Annotated in this window: 20 protein-coding genes; 6 read left to right on the top strand and 14 right to left on the bottom strand. The window is 38.0% G+C overall.

The window, feature by feature from the left end; genetic code table 11:
- Nucleotides 1-73 precede the first annotated feature (73 nt).
- The 3 genes from ACWPWK_RS12085 to ACWPWK_RS12075 form a co-directional block, all read right to left on the bottom strand.
- On the bottom strand, nucleotides 74-1,420 hold the full coding sequence (locus ACWPWK_RS12085) for an NCS2 family permease (RefSeq protein WP_099075192.1): 1,347 nt from the start codon (nucleotides 1,418-1,420) through the stop codon (nucleotides 74-76).
- Nucleotides 1,421-2,173: 753 nt separating this feature from the next.
- The gene (locus ACWPWK_RS12080) at nucleotides 2,174-3,361 is read right to left on the bottom strand and encodes an MFS transporter (protein ID WP_109372613.1); all 1,188 of its coding nucleotides are present in this window, start codon (nucleotides 3,359-3,361) and stop codon (nucleotides 2,174-2,176) included.
- A gap of 200 nt (nucleotides 3,362-3,561) precedes the next feature.
- Complete coding sequence (locus tag ACWPWK_RS12075; RefSeq protein ID WP_109372614.1) at nucleotides 3,562-4,308, bottom strand: sulfite exporter TauE/SafE family protein; 747 nt, start codon at nucleotides 4,306-4,308, stop codon at nucleotides 3,562-3,564.
- A gap of 184 nt (nucleotides 4,309-4,492) precedes the next feature.
- On the opposite strand from ACWPWK_RS12075, the gene ACWPWK_RS12070 reads away from it, so the two are divergent.
- Complete coding sequence (locus ACWPWK_RS12070) at nucleotides 4,493-5,071, top strand: helix-turn-helix domain-containing protein (RefSeq protein WP_069368071.1); 579 nt, start codon at nucleotides 4,493-4,495, stop codon at nucleotides 5,069-5,071.
- A gap of 94 nt (nucleotides 5,072-5,165) precedes the next feature.
- On the opposite strand, the gene ilvN is transcribed toward ACWPWK_RS12070, so the two are convergent.
- On the bottom strand, nucleotides 5,166-5,450 hold the full coding sequence (gene ilvN / locus ACWPWK_RS12065; RefSeq protein ID WP_109372615.1) for an acetolactate synthase small subunit: 285 nt from the start codon (nucleotides 5,448-5,450) through the stop codon (nucleotides 5,166-5,168).
- A 3-nt stretch (nucleotides 5,451-5,453) separates the two neighbouring features.
- On the bottom strand, nucleotides 5,454-7,148 hold the full coding sequence (gene ilvB, locus ACWPWK_RS12060) for an acetolactate synthase large subunit (RefSeq protein WP_109372616.1): 1,695 nt from the start codon (nucleotides 7,146-7,148) through the stop codon (nucleotides 5,454-5,456).
- A 90-nt stretch (nucleotides 7,149-7,238) separates the two neighbouring features.
- On the opposite strand from ilvB, the gene ACWPWK_RS12055 reads away from it, so the two are divergent.
- Complete coding sequence (locus ACWPWK_RS12055; protein WP_432277941.1) at nucleotides 7,239-7,406, top strand: hypothetical protein; 168 nt, start codon at nucleotides 7,239-7,241, stop codon at nucleotides 7,404-7,406.
- 190 nt (nucleotides 7,407-7,596) lie between these two features.
- On the opposite strand, the gene ACWPWK_RS12050 is transcribed toward ACWPWK_RS12055, so the two are convergent.
- From ACWPWK_RS12050 to rbsK, 9 genes are all read right to left on the bottom strand, one after another.
- Nucleotides 7,597-9,108, bottom strand: a complete 1,512-nt coding sequence (locus tag ACWPWK_RS12050) for a YfcC family protein (protein WP_109372618.1) — start codon at nucleotides 9,106-9,108, stop codon at nucleotides 7,597-7,599.
- A 104-nt stretch (nucleotides 9,109-9,212) separates the two neighbouring features.
- Nucleotides 9,213-10,160 (bottom strand): carbamate kinase, encoded by a 948-nt coding sequence (gene arcC, locus ACWPWK_RS12045; RefSeq protein ID WP_109372619.1) that lies wholly within the window; start codon nucleotides 10,158-10,160, stop codon nucleotides 9,213-9,215.
- Nucleotides 10,161-10,175: 15 nt separating this feature from the next.
- Entirely contained in the window at nucleotides 10,176-11,168 is a 993-nt protein-coding gene (gene argF, locus ACWPWK_RS12040; protein WP_109372620.1) for an ornithine carbamoyltransferase, read from the bottom strand.
- 136 nt (nucleotides 11,169-11,304) lie between these two features.
- Nucleotides 11,305-11,406, bottom strand: coding sequence for a leader peptide SpeFL (speFL, locus tag ACWPWK_RS12035; protein ID WP_109372621.1), 102 nt, complete (start codon nucleotides 11,404-11,406; stop codon nucleotides 11,305-11,307).
- A gap of 302 nt (nucleotides 11,407-11,708) precedes the next feature.
- Nucleotides 11,709-12,497 carry a sulfite exporter TauE/SafE family protein gene (locus ACWPWK_RS12030; RefSeq protein ID WP_109372622.1) on the bottom strand — a complete coding sequence of 263 codons (789 nt, stop codon included), beginning with the start codon at nucleotides 12,495-12,497 and terminating at the stop codon, nucleotides 11,709-11,711.
- Nucleotides 12,497-13,348 carry a MurR/RpiR family transcriptional regulator gene (locus tag ACWPWK_RS12025; RefSeq protein ID WP_109372623.1) on the bottom strand — a complete coding sequence of 284 codons (852 nt, stop codon included), beginning with the start codon at nucleotides 13,346-13,348 and terminating at the stop codon, nucleotides 12,497-12,499. Before ACWPWK_RS12025 ends, ACWPWK_RS12030 begins: the two co-directional genes overlap by 1 nt.
- 24 nt (nucleotides 13,349-13,372) lie before the next feature.
- The gene (locus ACWPWK_RS12020; protein ID WP_109372624.1) at nucleotides 13,373-14,737 is read right to left on the bottom strand and encodes a PTS transporter subunit EIIC; all 1,365 of its coding nucleotides are present in this window, start codon (nucleotides 14,735-14,737) and stop codon (nucleotides 13,373-13,375) included.
- A gap of 42 nt (nucleotides 14,738-14,779) precedes the next feature.
- Nucleotides 14,780-15,691: an N-acetylmuramic acid 6-phosphate etherase gene (murQ, locus tag ACWPWK_RS12015; protein ID WP_109372625.1), complete on the bottom strand. Its 912-nt coding sequence runs from the start codon at nucleotides 15,689-15,691 to the stop codon at nucleotides 14,780-14,782.
- Between the two features lie 236 nt (nucleotides 15,692-15,927).
- Complete coding sequence (gene rbsK / locus ACWPWK_RS12010; RefSeq protein ID WP_109372626.1) at nucleotides 15,928-16,848, bottom strand: ribokinase; 921 nt, start codon at nucleotides 16,846-16,848, stop codon at nucleotides 15,928-15,930.
- 179 nt (nucleotides 16,849-17,027) lie between these two features.
- On the opposite strand from rbsK, the gene deoC reads away from it, so the two are divergent.
- From deoC to prfH, 4 genes are all read left to right on the top strand, one after another.
- Nucleotides 17,028-17,696 carry a deoxyribose-phosphate aldolase gene (gene deoC, locus ACWPWK_RS12005; RefSeq protein ID WP_109372627.1) on the top strand — a complete coding sequence of 223 codons (669 nt, stop codon included), beginning with the start codon at nucleotides 17,028-17,030 and terminating at the stop codon, nucleotides 17,694-17,696.
- Nucleotides 17,697-17,751: 55 nt separating this feature from the next.
- Complete coding sequence (locus tag ACWPWK_RS12000) at nucleotides 17,752-18,528, top strand: DeoR family transcriptional regulator (RefSeq protein WP_109372628.1); 777 nt, start codon at nucleotides 17,752-17,754, stop codon at nucleotides 18,526-18,528.
- Between the two features lie 315 nt (nucleotides 18,529-18,843).
- Nucleotides 18,844-19,980, top strand: coding sequence for an RNA ligase RtcB family protein (locus ACWPWK_RS11995; protein WP_109372629.1), 1,137 nt, complete (start codon nucleotides 18,844-18,846; stop codon nucleotides 19,978-19,980).
- On the top strand, nucleotides 19,980-20,591 hold the full coding sequence (gene prfH / locus ACWPWK_RS11990) for a peptide chain release factor H (RefSeq protein WP_109372630.1): 612 nt from the start codon (nucleotides 19,980-19,982) through the stop codon (nucleotides 20,589-20,591). The genes ACWPWK_RS11995 and prfH overlap by 1 nt, the downstream gene beginning before the upstream one ends.
- Nucleotides 20,592-20,776 lie beyond the last annotated feature (185 nt).

Here is a 20,776-nt window from a genome sequence, read left to right as displayed (position 1 = left end):
GTAGAGAAATAAATAGCAAAAAGGCGGAATAAAAATATATTCCGCCTTTTGTCTTTAAAACCGATTATTTAAATTAAATTGCCCACTCACCCGCATAAAATGCCACTAGAGCAATAGTAATTAATACTGTGCCAATATTGAGTTTACGCCATTCACCTGCAAATATACGACCAATCACCAAACATCCGAAACCTAACATAATACCTGTGACGATATTACAAGTTAAAACAATAAATACAGCACACACCATGCCTGACATTGCATCAACAAAATCACTGAAATCTAACTTAGTGACATTACCTAGCATCAATAAACCCACATACATTAACGCAGGTGCCGTTGCATAAGCAGGAACTAAATAAGAAAGAGGCGATAAGAAAAGGATCAGTAAAAATAAAATACCGACTACTGTTGCGGTTAATCCTGTTTTACCACCAGCCGCTGTTCCTGCGGCTGATTCAACATAAACCGCAGCTGGTGCAGCACCAATAACACCCGCAAAAATACTACTGACAGAGTCAGAAGTCAGCGCTTTTCCGCCATTAATAATCTGCCCGCGTTTATCTAATAAGTTTGCTTGACCTGCAACAGCGCGAATAGTCCCAGTAGCATCAAAAATGGCAGTCATCACTAACGCAAGAACACTTGGTAATACCAATGGCTGTAAGGCACCTTTAATATCCATTGCAAACAATAAAGAAAGTCCATCTTCACCTAATTGAGGCATTTTAAAGATACCTTGATATTTTACATTAGGATCAAAAATAAGGCCGATAATCGAAATAGCCACAATCACTAATAGCACGCCACCCGGTACTTTACGTTTTTCTAATCCGAAAATAGCGGCCAATCCAGCAAGTGACATCAGAACAGAAAATGATGTAAATTTACCCATTGCGACAGGCAAACCATCAAATGGGTTTTTAACCACTAATCCAACACTGTTTGCTGCGATTAAAAGCAGAAAAAGCCCAATCCCTATTCCTGCACCATGTGCGATACCAATTGGAATATTTTTTAAGATCCAAGTGCGAATGCCAGTTAATGAGAAAACGGTGAATAAACACCCCATTAAAAACACGGCACCTAATGCAACGGGCACAGAGATGTTTTGTCCCAAGACCAAGCTAAAAGCGGTAAATGCTGTTAATGAAATAGCACAACCAATTGCCATAGGAAGATTTGCCCACAATCCCATTAGAAGGGAGCCTAATCCCGCGACTAAACAGGTTGCAATAAAAACCGCTGTATGTGGAAAACCGGCTTGTCCTAACATACTAGGAACAACAATAACGGAATACACCATAGCCAGAAATGTCGTCAAACCAGCGATCATTTCTTTGCGAACAGTTGTGCCGCGTGCTGTAAGTTTAAAATAGCTATCCAGTTTACCTGTGCTTGCTGATTGATTAGCAGACATTACTTTCCTCTGACATAAAAACGGTTCACTCTCCAAAAAAACGAAAACGATTACGTATCAATTAGAATAACCTCTTGTCGATGAAAAATCTTAAGAGGGAGTCAAAAGCAAACGTTTGGTTTTTCGTGTGGATTGAGTGAGAGAATTTGACGCAAACGATTATCTGGTGCTTTTAGGGTAAGAATCAAGCGAAAAAATACATTTTTAATAAAAATGTCATAAAAAGATAATTTAAAGTTAGAAAAAAGAAAAAGAGGAAAGCAGCTACCGACTTTCCTCATCATTCTACTTTTGTACAATCATCCAATATCATGTTTATCTCACAGTAGAAAAAATAACTTAATGGATTGTTTTTATTGAATTTATATTAAACGACATGATAACTAGGTATATTTATCTATTATTAGTAACTTTAATAAGTTACTTAAATAAATAATACCTCCCGTTCCCAATGTGTGGCGATTAACGATTTGCAGTATTCATTATTTTTGTCTGAAGATAGTGTCACCTTCTACTTCTAACGTTAGATGAGTAGGCGCAGTTTTAGCAAACAATTTTCTGTTTTGTATAAGTATTTCTAGATTATTCTTAATAAATTTTAAAATGGTTACAATTACGAAAGATAATCATAATAATTTATAAAAAACGATAAGATAAATTTTTAATATTTAATATTTAGAAATCGAGAAAAGAAAGGCTTCCTCTATCGCATTCCTTTGACCCTAAACGGAATACGATAGAGAAGAAATAATATTAAGATGAGCTACTATTGAGTGCTTCAACACCAAGGTTCCAACGTTCCATCGTTGAAACTAAGAATAAACCTGTCATAGCAACCAATAAGAATGGTAGTGAAGATGAAGAAATTTCTGACATCGCGCCAGCCAGCAAAGGTCCTGATAAATTACCTATTCCCCATAACATCGCAGCCGACGCATTAGCAACCATCAGATCATTGCCTGAGAAATATTGCCCTATTTGTACCAACGCAATGGTGTATATCGCACCAGCTGTTGCACCCAGTACCAGTAATAAAGGCCAAATCAGCAACGTGTGAGACATAGTGATAGGTAATAATAAGCTTGCAAGTAAAGTCACTACACCACAAATTCGATATAACTGTGTTCTGTTCATATGATCAGCAAGCCAGCCAAATGGCATTTGCATAATGGCATCACCCGCTAAAATAGCGCTTATCATCATTGCGGCAATAGCTTCAGTGTGTCCCATACTTAGGCCATAAATAGGAAACATAGAAAGTACGGTGCCATCAAAAAAAGCAAAGAAAACAATACCACCACAGATTGCGGGTGCTACTTTAACAAAGCGGATAATAGAAAAATTAGGCTCTTGCGTATCTTTCGGTAATTTATCGCCTGTTTTCTGATCCATCATTAAAAACAGGACAATAGAGATAATATGAATAAAGACACTAATTAAAATAGGTGTCTTATCTGCGACGCCATAAAGCGCAATAATTGAAGGCCCTAATAACTGGCTAATAGTAAATACCGTAGTATATACCGCTAAAATCCGCCCACGTTTATTATCTGGTGAAAGCTCATTAATCCACGTTTCACCTAAACAAATCATCACACCACTGGCAATCCCAGTGATTAATCGTAGAGGAAATAAAACCTCTAAAGGCAAGCTCCCCATTAAAGGTAATAAGCTTATCGCAGAAACAATGGTTGCTAATAGCATGGCAAAGCGTTTGCCTATCCATTGCACAATACGCCGAGCAAAAGGCGAAATAATTAACATCCCAATAGCGGGTGCAGCGGAAATAAGTCCAATGATAGATTCACTAATTCCCGCTAAATTAAGGCGCAGTGCAACCATCGGAATAGTTAATCCGATAACAATCCCGATAACGCCAATACTTACCGTGATAGTTGTTATCGCAAAAACTTCAGATTGGCGATAATTTTGATGTGACATGTTATTTTGTTTCTGCGAATAACAGAAACCTCTGTAATAAAAGGAAGGTTATTAAATAAAATATTGTTTTATTATAGGGGATAAGAAATAGATAAACATGCTTAAAAAGTAATGTTAATCAGAGAAAGATCTCCGTTTGACTCACAAAGATCTTTGCCTTTCACAATATTCTCACTTCACCGTCATTTATCCTACAACGCTTAAGAAAAATAACGATAAATAAGCACAGTACCTGATGCCAATACAATGGTATAAATCACACTCATAAATCGTGCTTTCGACATACGTAATGTTAAATTTCGTCCTAACCAAACTCCCGTAAACATAGCAGGCAAGAAAATAACGGCTAACTTAAGAATATCCAATTGCCAATAAATACCTGCAAATAAGAAAATCACCACTCGCGTTAGTGTGCTAAAGCCAATCAATGTCGTTTGTGTAATGCGAAACTTGTTTTTATCTGCAATTCTGCCTGATAAATAGATTGCATATAAAAAGCCACCACTGCCAAACAATGCGCTAAATACACCACCAATTAACCCAAAAGGATAAACCAAGCGTTGAGAAAATTGGCTTTCTTGTTTTTTCCAAAACAAGGCATAAATGGCATAACAAGCGGCAAAGATACCTAAAAGAAGAGAAAGCAAATCAGGTCGTGTGGTTAATAAAATCGTCGCACCGACCAGACTACCAATAATAATCAGCGGAATAAGATAGCGTATCTCTTTAAAATCAGCCTGTTTGCCATCTCTTAAAACATTCACTATGGCGGCACTTAAATCGATTAATGCCAATAAAGGCACTATCATTGAAAGAGGTAAATAAAGTGCTAATACAGGACCCGCAATTAACGCAGAGCCAAACCCAGCCATACCGAAAATAACATATGCAAAGAATAAGGTAAGTAGGCAAATAAAAAGATCAGACCAACTGAGCAAGTCCATCATAGTAAACCTTGAACAATTATCATTTAATGAAGGATATTAGCGTAATTATTAAAAATCGAACAGTGATCGTAAGACTATTCACAAAATACAGCAGAAACAGGATCTGATTTTTCCGAATACGGTTAATTAGTGTTATTATCTAATCGGAATAACACTTTTAAACTAACGATATTTTGAATTGGCAATGAACCCACAACCTCCTAAAAAAACGAATGAATACCTTGGTAATAAAGTCAAACAATTAAGACAGTCTCGAAACTTGTCACTTAATGAGTTATCAAGAAAATCGGGAATATCCAAGGCTGCATTGTCAAAATTAGAATCGGGTGATTCTAATCCTAGAATCGATACCTTAGAGGCTATCGCAATAGCGCTTGGCTTTCCGTTAGGGGATTTATTTAGTTTCACACGAGAAGAATATCCTCGTTTAGAACGACATAAGCCTATCGTGGGTGATTATGCCCAAGAGTTTAAATTTCGTATTGGCATCGGTAATATTACTGAAATTTGGCATATCGAAATGAAGCATGGCGCGATCATCAATAGCCCAGCTCACGCAGATGGCACTCAAGAACACATCATGGTCTATTCTGGTAAATTAATGATGCGTTTTGATAATGATGAAACGGTCTTACTCGAAACCGGTGATTTTTATGCCTTTCATGGTAATGCTCCTCACTCTTATATTTGTGTTGAAGGACATTTGCGTGCATCCGTCATTATGTCTAGCCCAAATCAACAGCATTATCATCATCGCCCTTAGCTTTTTTATTTGCGATAAAAATATGGCTTTATTCCTATTAATTAAAAAATAAAGTAATTAAGAATAAAGCCACTGATAAAATAAAAATGACGAATTAACTTAGATAGCTTTCCATTTGTTCAAAAACACGTAAATCGTCACTGAATCTCACTTCTTTTACGTCTTCAAGCTTTTCTACCTGACTCACCATCTGCATTAGGCGATCATCTTTTTGCACTAATAGCCAAATACGGCTTTTATCGCTATTTTTCATCGGTAAACACAAAATACCATCGACGTTAAATGCACGGCGAGCAAATAGCCCACAAATATGGGTCATAACACCGGGATGGTTGCGAACAATCAATTCCAGTGCGATAGGTTGTGATTGTTGTGACATAAATTAAGCTCCTATCATCTCAATATTTGCCGCTCCTGGCGGTACCATTGGAAATACTTTTTCATGAATATCAATCATGACATGAATTAAACACGGACCTGGTTTTTCAATTGCTGCTTTTAATGCACTCGCAGGATCCGCTTCTTGATTTAAGTCACAGGTATCTAAACCAAAGCCTTGTGCAATACGAATAAAATCTGTTTGATAAGGGTAAGCCGCCGCATAAATACGCTCTTCAAAAAACAGCGTTTGTTGTTGGTGAACCAACCCCAATGCCTGATTATTTATCAAAATAATTTTGATATCTAATTGGTGTTCAGCCGCCGTAGCAAACTCTTGAATATTCATCATAATGCTACCATCCCCCGAGAAGCAGAGGATTTTCTTACTTGGCTCCGCTAATGCGGCACCAATCGCTGCTGGTAAACCAAATCCCATCGTGCCTAAACCGCCAGATGTTAACCATTGTCGAGGTCGATTTAACGGATAGGCTTGCGCTACCCACATCTGATGTTGCCCAACGTCTGTTGTAATAATGGCATCATCATCAACACAATTTGCGGCCGCTAATACAATGCCATAACCACTCAGAATATTTTCAGAGTTTTTCATCTCCAATGGATATTCTTGTTTCAGTGTCGTAACACGCTCTATCCATTCATCACGCTTATTTGTATTAATCAATGGTAATAACAGTGATAACACTGATTTCGCATCAGCGTGGATCGCAATATCTGGGCGCTTGATTTTACTAATTTCAGCACGATCGATATCAACATGAATAATTTTGGCATTAGGGCAAAACTTCTCTGCTTTACCAATAGCACGATCGTCAAAGCGCGCACCTAATACAATCAACAGATCCGCTTCTTCTAAAATAAAATTAGTACTACGCGTCGCATGCATACCCAACATCCCCAAATACAGAGGGTGTGAAGGTGGCATTAATCCTAATCCCATTAAGGTCATCGTTGTTGGCAGATTATTTTTCTCTGCTAATTCAATCGCTTCTTTGCATGCTTCTGAGCTAATTATTCCACCGCCTAAATATAAAACCGGATTTTTAGCTTGGTTGATCATTTGCGCCGCTTGTATCACTAAATCAGTATTAAATGCGGGAACGGGATCTTTTTGTGGAATAGGTGGTAACGCTTCTAATGTAATTGTGGCTTGCTGAATATCTTTTGGTACATCAACCCAAACTGGGCCCGGTCTCCCTGACATAGCTAAACGAAACGCATCACAAATAATTTCGGGTAAATCAGCAATATCGCGCACTAAATAATTATGTTTAGTAATGGGAATAGACATGCCATAAGTATCAACTTCTTGGAAGGCATCTGTCCCAATCATGGCGGAAGATACCTGACCTGTAATACATACCAAAGGAATAGAATCCAATTTAGCATCTGCAATTGCAGTGACTAAATTCGTCGCACCCGGCCCACTTGAGGCAATACAAACAGCAGGTTTACCATTTGCTCTTGCAATACCTTGAGCGATAAAACCTGCGCCCTGTTCATGGCGAGTTAAGATATGGCGAATAGATTTGCTTTGGCTTAATGCGTCATACAAAGGCAACGCCGCACCACCGGGGATCCCTGCAATTGTCGTAATGCCTTGCCGTTCCAGTAAATAAACGATTAATTGTGCGCCAGTAAAGGTTCTACTTGTGGCGTTATCTTGTTGAGCACCCATTTTTCTCTGTCCTTTGTTCTAAGCCGGACTTTATGGGCGGTAGAAAAGAAAAACCCCGCCCGGTTAGTGCGCCGGCGGGGTTGCGAAACTGTGTTGATTCGGACCCGTTACGGCGCTTTGCCGACGACCACCACCACACGCACGACAACCACAGCCGCAATGCGCGCTGTTAGTCGTAGGCTTTGTAGTAGAGTAGTGATGATCATGGGTTACCTATCAATTAATTTAATGATGTGTTTACGTGTTATCTGTATTTAAAAAAACATAACTTCTACAAATTAACAACCTTTTTTTTCGGTTTATTTTTTATCACCGCCAAAAACGAGAGCTAGATCACTTCTAGTGAAAATCAAAAAATAACCCTGAGTGCAGCATAAAAATCTAGATTAATTTCACATTACAGAATAACCAAAAATTCGTTTCACAACGTAAACACATCGACTCAATTTTATAAAAAAGCAACTTGAACCAATAATAGTGTTGCCGAGAGTACAAACATAAATATCACCATCGGCATAATAAATTTAAGCCATTTATTATAGGAGATATCTAACATTTGCAATGTCGCTAACACCAACCCAGTAGGTGCTAAGAACAGCATAATATATTGTCCCCAGTTATATGCCGATACCACCATATAACGAGGAACACCAACTGCATCCGCTAATGGCGCCATGATTGGCATCGCTAAAACCGCAAGCCCTGAAGAAGACGGAACAATAAAACCTAAACAGATAAAGACAACGAGCTGTGCCAATAAGAATAAACTTGGTGGCATTCCTGCAACCATATGAGACATAAATTCAAGAATGGTATCCGCAATTTTACCTTGTTCCATCACAAGGTTAACACCACGCGCTAAACCAATAATTAATGAAACACCGACTAATTCCGATGCTCCGTGAATAAATCCATCAATGGCTGTTTTCTCTTTTAATCCAGAGAGAAAAATTATGATGATTGCGATAGCAAGGAAAAGAGCTGCCATTTGTGGGAACCACCAGCCCATGTCCATAACACCCCAAACCATAATAGGAAAAGCAGCAACAAATAAGCAGAGGATCACTTTACGACGCCACGAAAATTCTAATATCTCATTAGGATCGTAATTACTTAAAAAGCGCTGTTTAAAACTTTCGGCATTTTCATAGTTGTAAGAGAAAGTCGGATCTTTTTTGATCTTCTTGCAGTACCAATATAAATAAATCAAAACCCCCATCGTACCAATCACCAAGCCAATAGTACGAAAGCCGATCCCTTCAATAAAACTGATCCCCGAAGCATTTGATGCGATAACAACTGAGAAAGGATTTACAGTTGAGAACCCAGCCCCCATTGAAGAGGCAAGGAAAATAGCACCAACACACACAATAGCGTCATAACCCAAGATTAAGAATATGGGTACTAATATGGGATAGAAGGCAACGGCTTCTTCTTCAATCCCACAGCTTGTCCCGCCGATGGATAATATAATCGTGACTCCAAACACGACTAAAAACTCTTTGCCTTTGGTTCGATTCGCTAATGCTGTTAAACCTGCATTGAATGCACCGGTTTTATTAACAACCCCAATAAGCCCCCCCAAGACAAGAATGAAAACAATAACATCAGCTCCCTCTATCGTCCCTTTCACCATACTTTCGGTAATATCCATAATTCCTTTGGGTTGCTGTGCTACGCGTTCATAGGTTCCAGGTATCGCTATCGGTTTTTTAATTGTCCCATCTGTAAATTTATTAATCTCAATAGAGACATTTAAATCATTTAATGTTGCCTGAGTTGCAGGTAACACTTCATGAGAACCATCTATTTTCGCAACCACTAATGATGGCTCCGCTGAGTTATAACTTAATCGCTGATATTCGCCAGCTGGAATTATCCACGTTAATCCAACCACAATTACTGTAATGGCAAATAAAATAGTAAATGCGGTCGGAAACGCAAACTTTTTAAGTTTCATAAGCGTCCTCGACTTAAATAAGAGGCTACTCTGCCAGTAGAAATAATATCTATCTGGCAGAGTCTATTATTAGAATTAAATTTAGAATAATGATAAGTATGATATTAATCAGAAATAATTCTTGTACCTGTTTTTCCTTCTAAAGCAGATAATGCATTCTCTAAAGAAGTAATAATAGCTTGTACACCTTTATCACTCTCTTTTAGAAAGTTGAGGCAAGCCTCAACTTTAGGTAGCATACTTCCTTTAGCAAATTGCCCTTGAGAAATATATTTCTGCGCTTGAGAAAGCGTTAATTTATCTAAATTAATTTGATCTGGTTTATTAAAATTAATAGCGACTTTATCAACAGCCGTTAATATTAATAAAATGTCTGCTTTTAATTCTACGGCTAATTTTGAGCTGGAGTTATCTTTGTCAATAACAGCATCAATACCTTCTAATAAATTCCCTTTTCGAATAACAGGAATACCACCGCCACCAACAGTAATCACCACAATATTACGTTCAACCAACTGTTTAATAATCGGTGATTCTACAATTTCTAACGGCTTAGGTGATGGGATCACTCGACGATATCCACGTCCAGCATCTTCCATAAAGTGAAAACCGTGCTCTTTTTGAATAACCTCAGCTTGCTGTTGAGTATAAAAAGCGCCAATCGGTTTTGTCGGTGATAAAAAAGCAGGATCGTTCTTATCAACAACCACTTGAGTCACAATGGTGGCACAACCATGATTTTTATTCAGATTTCTCGCACATAATTCGTCATTAATAGCCTGTTGTAGATGATAACCAATATAACCTTGGCTCATGGCACCACATTCAGCAAATGGCATATAAGGCGTGCCGATGTTCTGTTGCGATGCATAATCCATAGCTAAGTTAATCATCCCAACTTGTGGGCCATTACCATGACCAATAATGACTTGGTAACCCTTCTCAACCAGATCCACAATGGGCTTTGCGGTTTTTCGGACTATCTGCTTTTGCTCTAGTGGCGTACTGCCCAACGCATTTCCCCCTAAAGCAATAAATACCTTCTTAGGCATTGTTAACTCCTTGCTTTAGCTTAAAGTCGCGAACATAACGGCTTTAATGGTATGCATACGGTTTTCAGCCTGATCGAAAACTTTTGATTGGCGAGACTCAAAAACTTCGTCTGCCACTTCCATTTCACTCAGACCAAACTTCTGATAAATATCTTCACCAATGAGCGTTAAACGATCATGGAATGAAGGTAAACAGTGTAAGAAAATCGCATGAGGATTTGCCATTTTCATCATAGATTCATTGACTTGATAAGCTTTCAGTAAGCGAATGCGCTCATCCCAAACACTATCTGGCTCTCCCATTGAAACCCAAATATCGGTATAGAGAACATCAGCCTCTTTTGCCCCTTTCTCAATATCTTCTGTTAATGTGATAGAGCCTTCGTTTTCAGCCGCGATTGCACGACACTCCTTCACAAGTTGTTCTTCTGGCATTAAAGATGCTGGGCCACATGCTGTAAAATGTAAGCCTAATTTGGCACAGACCACCATTAAAGAGTTAGCAACGTTATTACGCGCATCACCAAAGAAAGTCAGCTTAAGCCCTTTTAAATGACCAAAATTTTCTTCAACTGTTAGCATATCCGCCAACATCTGAGTTGGATGGAATTTATCGGTAAGACCATTCCATACTGGCACACCTGATTTTGCCGCAAGTTCTTCAACTAATGACTGATCAAAACCACGATATTCAATACCATCATAGAAACGCCCTAATACACGCGCAGTATCTTCAATAGACTCTTTTTTACCCATTTGTGATGAGCCTGGATCAAGATAAGTCACTCCCATTCCTAAATCGTAACCAGCCACTTCAAAAGCACAACGTGTACGTGTTGAGGTTTTTTCAAATAATAAAACGATATTTTTACCTTCCAAAGAGCGGTGAGGAATGCCTGCCATTTTTAATGATTTAAAATGTTTAGAAAGATTTAATAAATATTGAATTTCAGCTGATGAAAAATCGAGTAATTTTAAAAAACTTCTACCTTTAATATTAATAGACATAATAATCCTATCTCCTAATTATTTTGATAATAATAGAGTTAAAAAATGATTCATTATTTATGAAAAATAGATGCTTCCCCAATAACACACATTATTAGGAAATATGCTTTATATTTTCAGCATGTAAAAAGAGGGCTTACCCGTTAAAAACGGAGAAATGGAAACACTGACGTTGTTTATACATCATAATGTGGGCAATACGTCTAATATGAGGTGTTTTCCTATTATTATTTTCCATAATACTAGTACCTTCACTTATAGGTATTAAATGAGGGTTACAGTGAAACATATAGGAATTAACTTTAATGTGATTATCATCTCAATTATCTATTTATGATAAAAACAATATATCAGTAAAAATAAATCATCAAGAATACATTCCATTAACACACAAATAAAAAATTGATAATCGCTTCTATATTAAGAATGACCTCAATTAAATTAATAAGATAATCAAGAAATAACCAATAAAAATTTATTTTTATTTAGCTATTTTTTTAATATCACTTTTATAATTAACATTAATGATACATTTGAATACTAAAATAATTTAGCTAGCATCATCACCGCACTACAAATAATTAAAATCAGCGTTGCATACTGAAATATCCTGTCAGGCATTCTGATCAACAGCCACTTAGACAGCGGAATAGAGATTAGCGAGCCTAAAAATAACAAAAGTGCCAAATGAATATCCGTATGCCCATCTTGCATATAGGCTAGTGCTGAAGATCCCGATAACAATGTTGTGGTAAATATAGAAGTGCCAATAGCTTGCTTAATAGAAAGGTTCGCGTAACGTAGCAATAACGGTAATACAACCACACCACCGCCCACCCCCGTTGCCCCTAAAACAACACCTGCTGCGATCGCAGGAAGTAATAGTGCTTTTATATTTAAAGGAGCTAACGCTGTATTTTCAACCACAACGGGAGGTAATGAGAAAAACATTCTCTGTACAAAGAGAAATAGAGAAAAAACAATAGCACTAACAACAAGCGCATTAATTCCCCATTCAACTTGTTGCTGATACTGCGCTAACGAACCTAAATAATTAACCAAAACACTGGCTAAAAAGGTACTTGGTAGCATTATTCCTAAGACAATCATCGCTCTTTTAAAAGGAATATTTCCAAGGCGAAAATGCATATAAGACGAAGTCACTTTCATCAACATGGATAATAAATTCGCTGTTGCAACTGCCATTAACGCATTCATACCAAAGAAATAGGTCAATACAGGTAAAACAATAACACCGCCGCCCACACCCGTCGTACTTATAATTAAACCAATAGCCGCACCCACCGCTAATGTGGTGATAAGTAACATTATTGATTTCCTTGCATAACAGCTTCTCGCCCTTTTAATAATGCTTTTTCTGCTGACTCACTCGCTAATGTCATATATTTAAAAAACAGCACATCAAAAGCTACCATTTGTAAAACTTGTGGCGTAATCACGCCTAATTGAGAGTGTTGTTCATCATAAAAATAAGGCAATGTATAATCAGATAATCGAGTTGCTTCATCTTGCCCGAAACGCGTTAATGCCACAGTTAAACAACCTTCATTTTTTGCTGATTTCAGCATCCGATTAATATCTGTCGTATTTCCTCTAGCGGTAACAGCAATGGCAATATCATCAGCAGATAAATTAGCGGAATAAGCCAATTGAGCATGAAGATCAGGACTAAATAATGTGTTTTTATTTACACGTATTAATTTATGAAAAATATCGCTCGCCACAACGGCAGATGCGCCAATACCAAACAATACAATGCGTTTTGCTGATACCATTTTTTCAGCTAATACATCTATAGTATTAGGATCTAACAACGCTAATGAATCTAAAATAGCGCTAGTAAACAGATGCCCTGTTTTGGAAATAATTAATTCTGTCGGGTCTGTTTTCGCAAGATTGCCATAGAGAATATCGCCACTGCTTTTTTGTTGCTTTTCTTCTGAAAGGTAATCAATTTTAAATTCAGGATAACCACGATACCCCATTTGACGAGAGAAACGGATAACAGAAGCACTACTTACACCTGCTTTAAGTGCCAGATCAGCCGCATTCATACTGGCAATATTCTCACTATTCTCTAATAAATAATGAGCAATACGTTGTTCTGTGCCTTTGCCTTGCATTAGCAAACTTTCAAGCTTTTTGGTCAGTGTCGACATTCTGTTATCCTTTTTATTTCTGACTTATTTCTCTGGATCGGTAAATCCCATTAGCATACTGGCGATAAAACCGACAATCCATGCACCTAATACTGCGATCAGGAACTTAATAATTTGCCCATCGCCCACTAACGGAATTAATGATAACCCAGCTGTACCAAATGGAATAATGATCCCAACTTGGAAATATGCCATTAATGCACCACCAGCCGCACCGCCAATACATCCAGCAACAAATGGTTTTCCTAATGGAAGGGAAACACCAAATAATAAAGGCTCACCGACACCAAAAATACCAACAGGTAATGCACCCATTAATGTTTTCTTTAAACGTTGATTTTTAGTCCGTAGATAGACCCAAAAACAAGAGCCTACTTGCCCCATTCCGCCCATGGCTAAAATAGGGAACAGATAATTTAAACCAAAAGTATTTAAAATTTCGGTATGAATAGGAATTAACCCTTGATGTAATCCCGTTAAGAGTAAAAATAAGAAGCTTCCCCCTAGCGCAGCACCGGTTACAACTGCACCACCACCTTGATTTAAAAGTGATAATGATACGCCTTGTGCTAATAACTGATTAAGATAATGGCCAATAGGTTGGAAGATCATAATCGCCACAAGAGAAGAAACTAAAATAGTCACAAATGGCGTTAAGATAAGATCAAGACTCTCTTTAACGATACTACGAAACCATAATTCTAATTTTGAAGAGAACACGACCACCATTAATACTGCAAAGATCCCACCACTGTTTGGCTGTAATTTCTCACCAAATAAGGTGATATCAGCAAGCCCAGGCATGGCTAATAACCCAGCCATTACGGCACCAATCGACGTTGACGCGCCCAATTCTTTAGCTGTATTTATCCCAATCATAATAGAGAGATATGCAAATACTGTACTACCAATTAATTTGAATAATTTAAATAGCTCAGGGAATTGCTCAACTAAGCCTGGTGCGACTAAACGGATAATATTAATTAACCCCATAATCAAACCGCAGCCAATTAAAGCAGGAATTGTCGGGACAAAAATAGCCGCTAATGTATTTAGCATACGACGAATGGAGAAGCCTTTTTTCACTGGTGTTGACGCAGGCTCATCTTCACTACTTGCTGAACTGTTTTGCATACGCTTATTCATGATGGAATAAACTTTTGCCGCGGTTCCCATTCCTACAATCACTTGGTGCTGTTCGCCATTAAATACAACACCTTTAACGCCTTCGACTTGTTTTAAAGCGTCTGCATCAAATAGCGAGCTATCTTTTAAAATCAGTCGAATACGAGTCATACAATGTGTTAGGGTTGCCACATTTTGAAACCCACCAGCATGTTTTTCTATTTCTATTGCTAACGTGTCGAGATGTTCTATTTTATTAGCCATATGCGTGCCTGCTAAAGTTCAGAGTGTTTACTCATATTGTTATTAGTTAAATAGGGCGAGTTGCTGTTGTAACGAACGATAAGGATATTGCTGCGTAATTTGATCCACTTTCTCCACACTCAGGTGAAGTTCATACATTAAAATGGCTTTCCTAGGATGATAATTAACCATTTGTAACAGGGTTCTGGCTGTTTCATGTGAAATTCCACACACCTCGCTGACAATACCTTCAGCACGACGTTGCAATTTCTCATTACTCGCAACCACATCCACCATCAGGTTTTTATGCACTTTTCCAAGTTTAGTCATCACGCTAGTACTTAACATACCCAAAATCATTTTTTGAGCTGTGCCACTTTTCATTCTTGTAGAGCCTGTTAACACCTCTGCGCCCACATCTGGTGCAATAGATAAATCAGCAATTTCACTCATCATACTTTTGCCACGCGTAGTAATAGATACTGTCAATGCTTTTAGCTTCTTGCCATATTGCAAAGCTGCGACAGTGAAGGGAGTGCGACCACTTGCGGCAATGCCAATAACGACATCTTTATCACTGACATGACGACGTTGAAGCTCTTCAATTGCCGCCTCTTGGCTATCTTCAATATTTTCAACCGCTTTTAGCATTGCATCATGACCGCCAGCAATAATCGCCTGTACTAATGCAGGAGATACACCAAAAGTAGGTGGACATTCCGCACTGTCTAGTACCGCTAATCGGCCACTTGTTCCTGCACCAACATAAAAAATACGTCCACCTTTTTGCAGACGTTCAGTAATTCTTTCTACTGCTTTAGCAATAGCGGGTAATTCTTTTTTAACTGCATTGGCAACAGTCATATCTGCACTATTGATAAGCGTAACCAACTCTAAAGCGCTTAATTCAGAAAACTGTGTTGTTTCTTGATTGCTTTCATTTTTAAGACATTCGCTTAATGCATCTTCTTTCATCATAACAACCTTAATGAAACCAAATTTCAATTAAAATTACATCTTATGAAATTATATTTCAATGATAATTGTCACCACTCTGTGAAATCAGTCACATTAAGTTAAACCTTTTTTCTTTTTAAGAAATCCAACAGTGACTATAAAAACATAATAATCTATTGATTTTAAAGAAATTCCACTTGCTTTTTAAATGAGATAGCAAGTGGAATACAAAGATGTGATAGTGCAGAAGTGTACTACTTGGCTTGCGCTAGAAACTGCCCAAACTCTTCAAGGCTTGGATAAGAAGATTGTGTGCCTTTTCCTGCAACACTTAAACCAGAAAACATCACGGCTTTATTTAACGCTTCTTCAATATTATTGGTGTGAACATAATAATGGGAGAAACAACCAATAAAGGCATCCCCCGCCCCACTAGTATCAATTGCATCAACTTTAATGGCCGGAATATATTTTTCAATTTCACCATTCATCCATAATGCGCCTTTTTCACCTAATGTAACGATAACATTCTTAAAGCCTTTTTGTAGTAAAGAACAAGCGGCTTCACGGATTTCATCCATTGTAGTGATTGGCATACCAGTCAAAATTTCAAGTTCTGTTTCATTCGGAACAAAAAAGTCACAACGAGCTGCAATATCAAGATCTAATGCTTTTGAAGCAGGCGCTGGGTTAAATAACACAGGAATATGATGTTTGTTACCGAACTCAATGGCGTGATACACCGTTTCAAGCGGGATTTCTAATTGCAATACGATTATTTTGCATTTTTTCAGGCTATCTGTGGCTCTATCAATATCCTCTGGCGATAAATGCTGATTAGCACCTTTAACAATTAAAATGCTATTTGATGATTGAGAAGTCACAAAAATGGGCGCAACACCACTTGTTGTACCAGGCACTTTTTCAACATAGCGCGTGTTAATACCATAAGACTCTAAATTCATGATGGTGTTATCCGCGAAAATATCATCGCCAACCTTTGTTAACATCATCACTTTTGAATTTAATTTAGCAGCAGCAACAGCTTGATTTGCCCCTTTACCACCACAGCCAATCTTAAATGCTGGCGCCTCAAGGGTTTCTCCCTCTTTTGGCATCCTGTCTATATAGGTGATCAAATCCACCATATTTGAACCAATCACTGCGATATCCATAGCGCCTCTTACTCTTATATGAAATTTTTAAATGTGAAAATAGTGACATTTTGATAGCTGTATAACAGTATCATGTTATTTAAATATCATTTGTGATTGTTATCCCGTTAAAACGGCACTAATATGTTGCCAAAATCACATGGGTGATGAATAACAATCTTCTTATTAAGGAATATACTATGCGTCCATTAGCTAATTATATCGATCATACCCTTCTTGCTGCAGATACAACTGAAGCACAAATCAAAAAATTGTGTGCTGAAGCAGTTGAACACGGTTTCTTCTCTGTTTGTATTAACACTTCTTACATCCCTTTAGCAAGAACTTGCCTTGATGGAAGTGATGTAAAAGTATGTTGTGTTATCGACTTCCCATTTGGGGCTGGTTTAACAGCAACAAAAGCCTTTGAAGCCGCTGAAGCTATTCGTCAAGGCGCACAAGAAGTAGATATGGTTATCAATATCGGAATGTTAAAAAGCGGTCGTTTAGACTTTGTAAAACAAGATATTGAAGCAGTAAAAGCCGCTTGTGGTAATACAACTCTGAAAGTTATTTTAGAAACTTGCTTATTAACTGACGACGAAGTACGTTTAGTTTGTGAAATGTGTCGTGAGATCCGCGTTGATTTTGTGAAAACATCAACAGGATACAGTACAATGGGCGCAACAGAACATCATGTTGCTTTAATGCGCAAAACAGTGGGTGATGAAGTTGGTGTGAAAGCATCAGGTGGTGTTCGCGATCGCCAAACAGCATTAAACATGATCAAAGCAGGTGCAACACGTATCGGCGCTAGCGCAAGTGTCGCTATCGCAACAGATTCAGATGCACCTGAATCAAACTACTAATTATTTAGCGTATATTTTCTTGGAGTACGCTATTCGATAACACAAGGATCCTTCGGTGATAGAGACCAAACAGCACGAACGTTTGCGCCGCCTCAGTGAATGTATAAAACGCTCAGGTCGCATACATCTTAAAGACGCCGCAAGGATCCTTGAAGTTTCTGAAATGACAATTAGGCGCGACCTTAGTTCTGACGCCGAAAACCCTTTTCCGATGTCATTATTAGGTGGCTACGTTGTTGCATTAGCCCAGCCCCATTCAGGGTTAATCTCAACATCCTCTAATATTATTACGCCAGATCAAACTGAAGAACTTCATATTCCTAATCTTGCCGCTGGCATGGTATCTGACGGCGATGTTCTTTTTTTCGATAACGGGCAGTTTATTCCCACACTGATTGAGCTTATTCCTGATAATCTGCATTTCACGGGGATCTGTTATTCTCATCGAGTATTTTTGGCATTAAGCCAGAAAAAAAATGCCACCGTATTACTCTGCGGAGGTGAATATCGTCCTAAAAGTGACTCTTTCTACAATCCTACCCAACCTTCTTATCTTGATAGCATTAATCCCAAAAAAGCCTTTATTTCAGCCGAAGGTGTTCATCTCGATTTTGGCGTTACCTGTTATAACATCGACGATCTGTACATGAAGAAAAAAGCGATGGATAAATCTATTCGTAAGATCTTACTCACCAAATATCACTATTTTGATGAAACAGCGACAGCCAATATGGGCGATTTAGCTCAGTTTGATGTTGTTATCACAGATAGAAAATTAACGGATGATTACGAAGATTATTGCCGAAAAAGCTCAGTAAAAGTAATTTATTAATTAAAAATAGAGAACTAACTGAAATAGCAAATAAAAGGAAATTAGCCTTAAATTAAATAAAATCTATTAATTCTTTTTTTTAAAAAATAAAGAAAAACCACACCACTTTTTGATTGCCAATGCAAAAAAAAGTGGTTACTATGCCCGCGATTTATTATTTCACATCCATTTCAATTAACTGCAAGGAGGTATCCCATGACAACGACAAATATGAATACTCTTTGCGGACAATCTCAGAAGTAATCCTTTTTTCCTTCTTTTTGCTGTCCGCCAATCAATTTATTTTTTTATCCTTTACATTATATGGATTGGTATATGGACAAGTGTGTTCATTATTTATCTGATAGCGTCTGTTATATCGCATCGGATAATACTTGGATTGAAAGCAAAGCAATCCAACAATTAGAAACAACCGCTCAACTTCCTGATATGGCTTATGTCGCAGGTATGCCTGATTTACATCCGGGGCGTGGTTATCCCATTGGCGCTGCTTTTTTTTCTGTTAATCGCTTTTACCCTGCTTTAGTCGGAAATGATATTGGCTGTGGCATGACGCTCTTTCAAACAGAATTTAAAAACAGCAAACTCAACTTAGATAAAGCAGAGAAACAGTTGAGTGAAATGAGTGATATCGCGCCTTCAGAATGGCTAGAAGCTCATCTACCGACTGAAATGCAAAATCATCCTTTTGCTGGCTCTTTAGGCTCTATTGGTGGTGGTAATCACTTTGCTGAATTCCAACAAATTGACCAAGTGATTAATGAAACGCTTTTCGCTGCAAGTGGTATCAATAAAAAACAGTTATTGCTATTAGTTCACAGCGGATCAAGAGGTTTAGGACAATCTATCTTACGTGCTCATACAGAACAGTTTGGTCATAAAGGACTTGTTGCTAACACCGAAGAGGCAAATGAATATTTGCAAGCCCACAATAATGCACTTGATTACGCAAAGATTAATCGTCGCCTTATTGGTGAAAGAATGATGCGCCAAATTCGCACTCAAGGTACAGTTATTTCTGATGTAAATCATAACCTTGTAGAGCCTTGTGAATTACATGGTCAACAAGGTTGGTTACATCGTAAAGGTGCAACACCCGCACATCACGATATGGTGGTTATTCCGGGTTCACGCGGTGATTACAGCTATATTGTTAAGCCAATTGTGTCTGAATTAAGCCTTCATTCCTTACCCCATGGTGCAGGTAGAAAATGGATGCGTACAGAGTGCAAAGGCCGATTATCACACCGTTTTACACCTTTACAACTTTCACGAACTGAATTAGGTAGCCGTATTATTTGTGCCAATAAACAACTGATTTATGAAGAAGCACCGCAATCTTATAAATCGATTGAGACTGTGATTGAAAGTATGGTGAGTATCGGACTAATCGAAGTCATCGCACGTTTAAAACCCGTGATCACCTATAAAACAAGTGGGGAGATGGCGTAATGTTATTACAATTCACCTCCGCACAAGGCCCTGAAGAGTGCTGTTTAGCGGTTGAAAAAGCCTTAAATTACTTTTTGAAATCAACCACAAAACAACAAGTGAACGTCACAGTTCTTGAAAAAGAGCCTTCACGTCATGGCTTAAAATCGGCATTAGTGTCTCTTGAAGGTGCTGATGCACAGGCTATCGCGCAACAGTGGGCAGGCTCTGTGCAATGGCAATGTGCAAGTACGTTACGACCGCGGCATAAACGTAAAAACTGGTTTATTGGTGTTGCTTGTTTTGAACAACCTGATGAAATTAATGACAAAGAAATTGTCTTTGAAACCATGCGTTCAAATGGCCCTGGTGGTCAGCATGTTAATAAAACAGAATCTGCGGTCAGAGCAACACATATTGCCACAGGTATTAGTGTCAAAGTGCAATCAGAACGTAGCCAGCACGCGAATAAAAAGCTCGCTAAGCAACTTATTGCATGGCATTTAGAGGCTTATATGATGAAACAGCACGCTTCATTAAATAGTCAACGCCATATTGCCCATCACCGCGTTATTCGTGGCGATGCCACACTCTGTTTTAGTGGCAACGACTTTGTGCTTATAAGCAAATAATGTTATTAATCTAACAAAAGCAAAGCCACGATTTTTAATCGTGGCTTTTTTAAGACAAAAGTACCCTGCAATAAGATTTTTTAAATTAAAAAATCAATAAAGCGTATAGTGAGTTTTAATAAATAAATCTTACAGTTAATACATTTATTTTATTTAATTAATCTTATTTCTTTTAATAACATCAC

The organism is Proteus sp. Marseille-Q3619 (assembly GCF_965283115.1).
The sequence above is the reverse complement of the archived record's forward strand: the minus strand, read 5'-3'. Positions and strand labels throughout refer to the sequence as shown.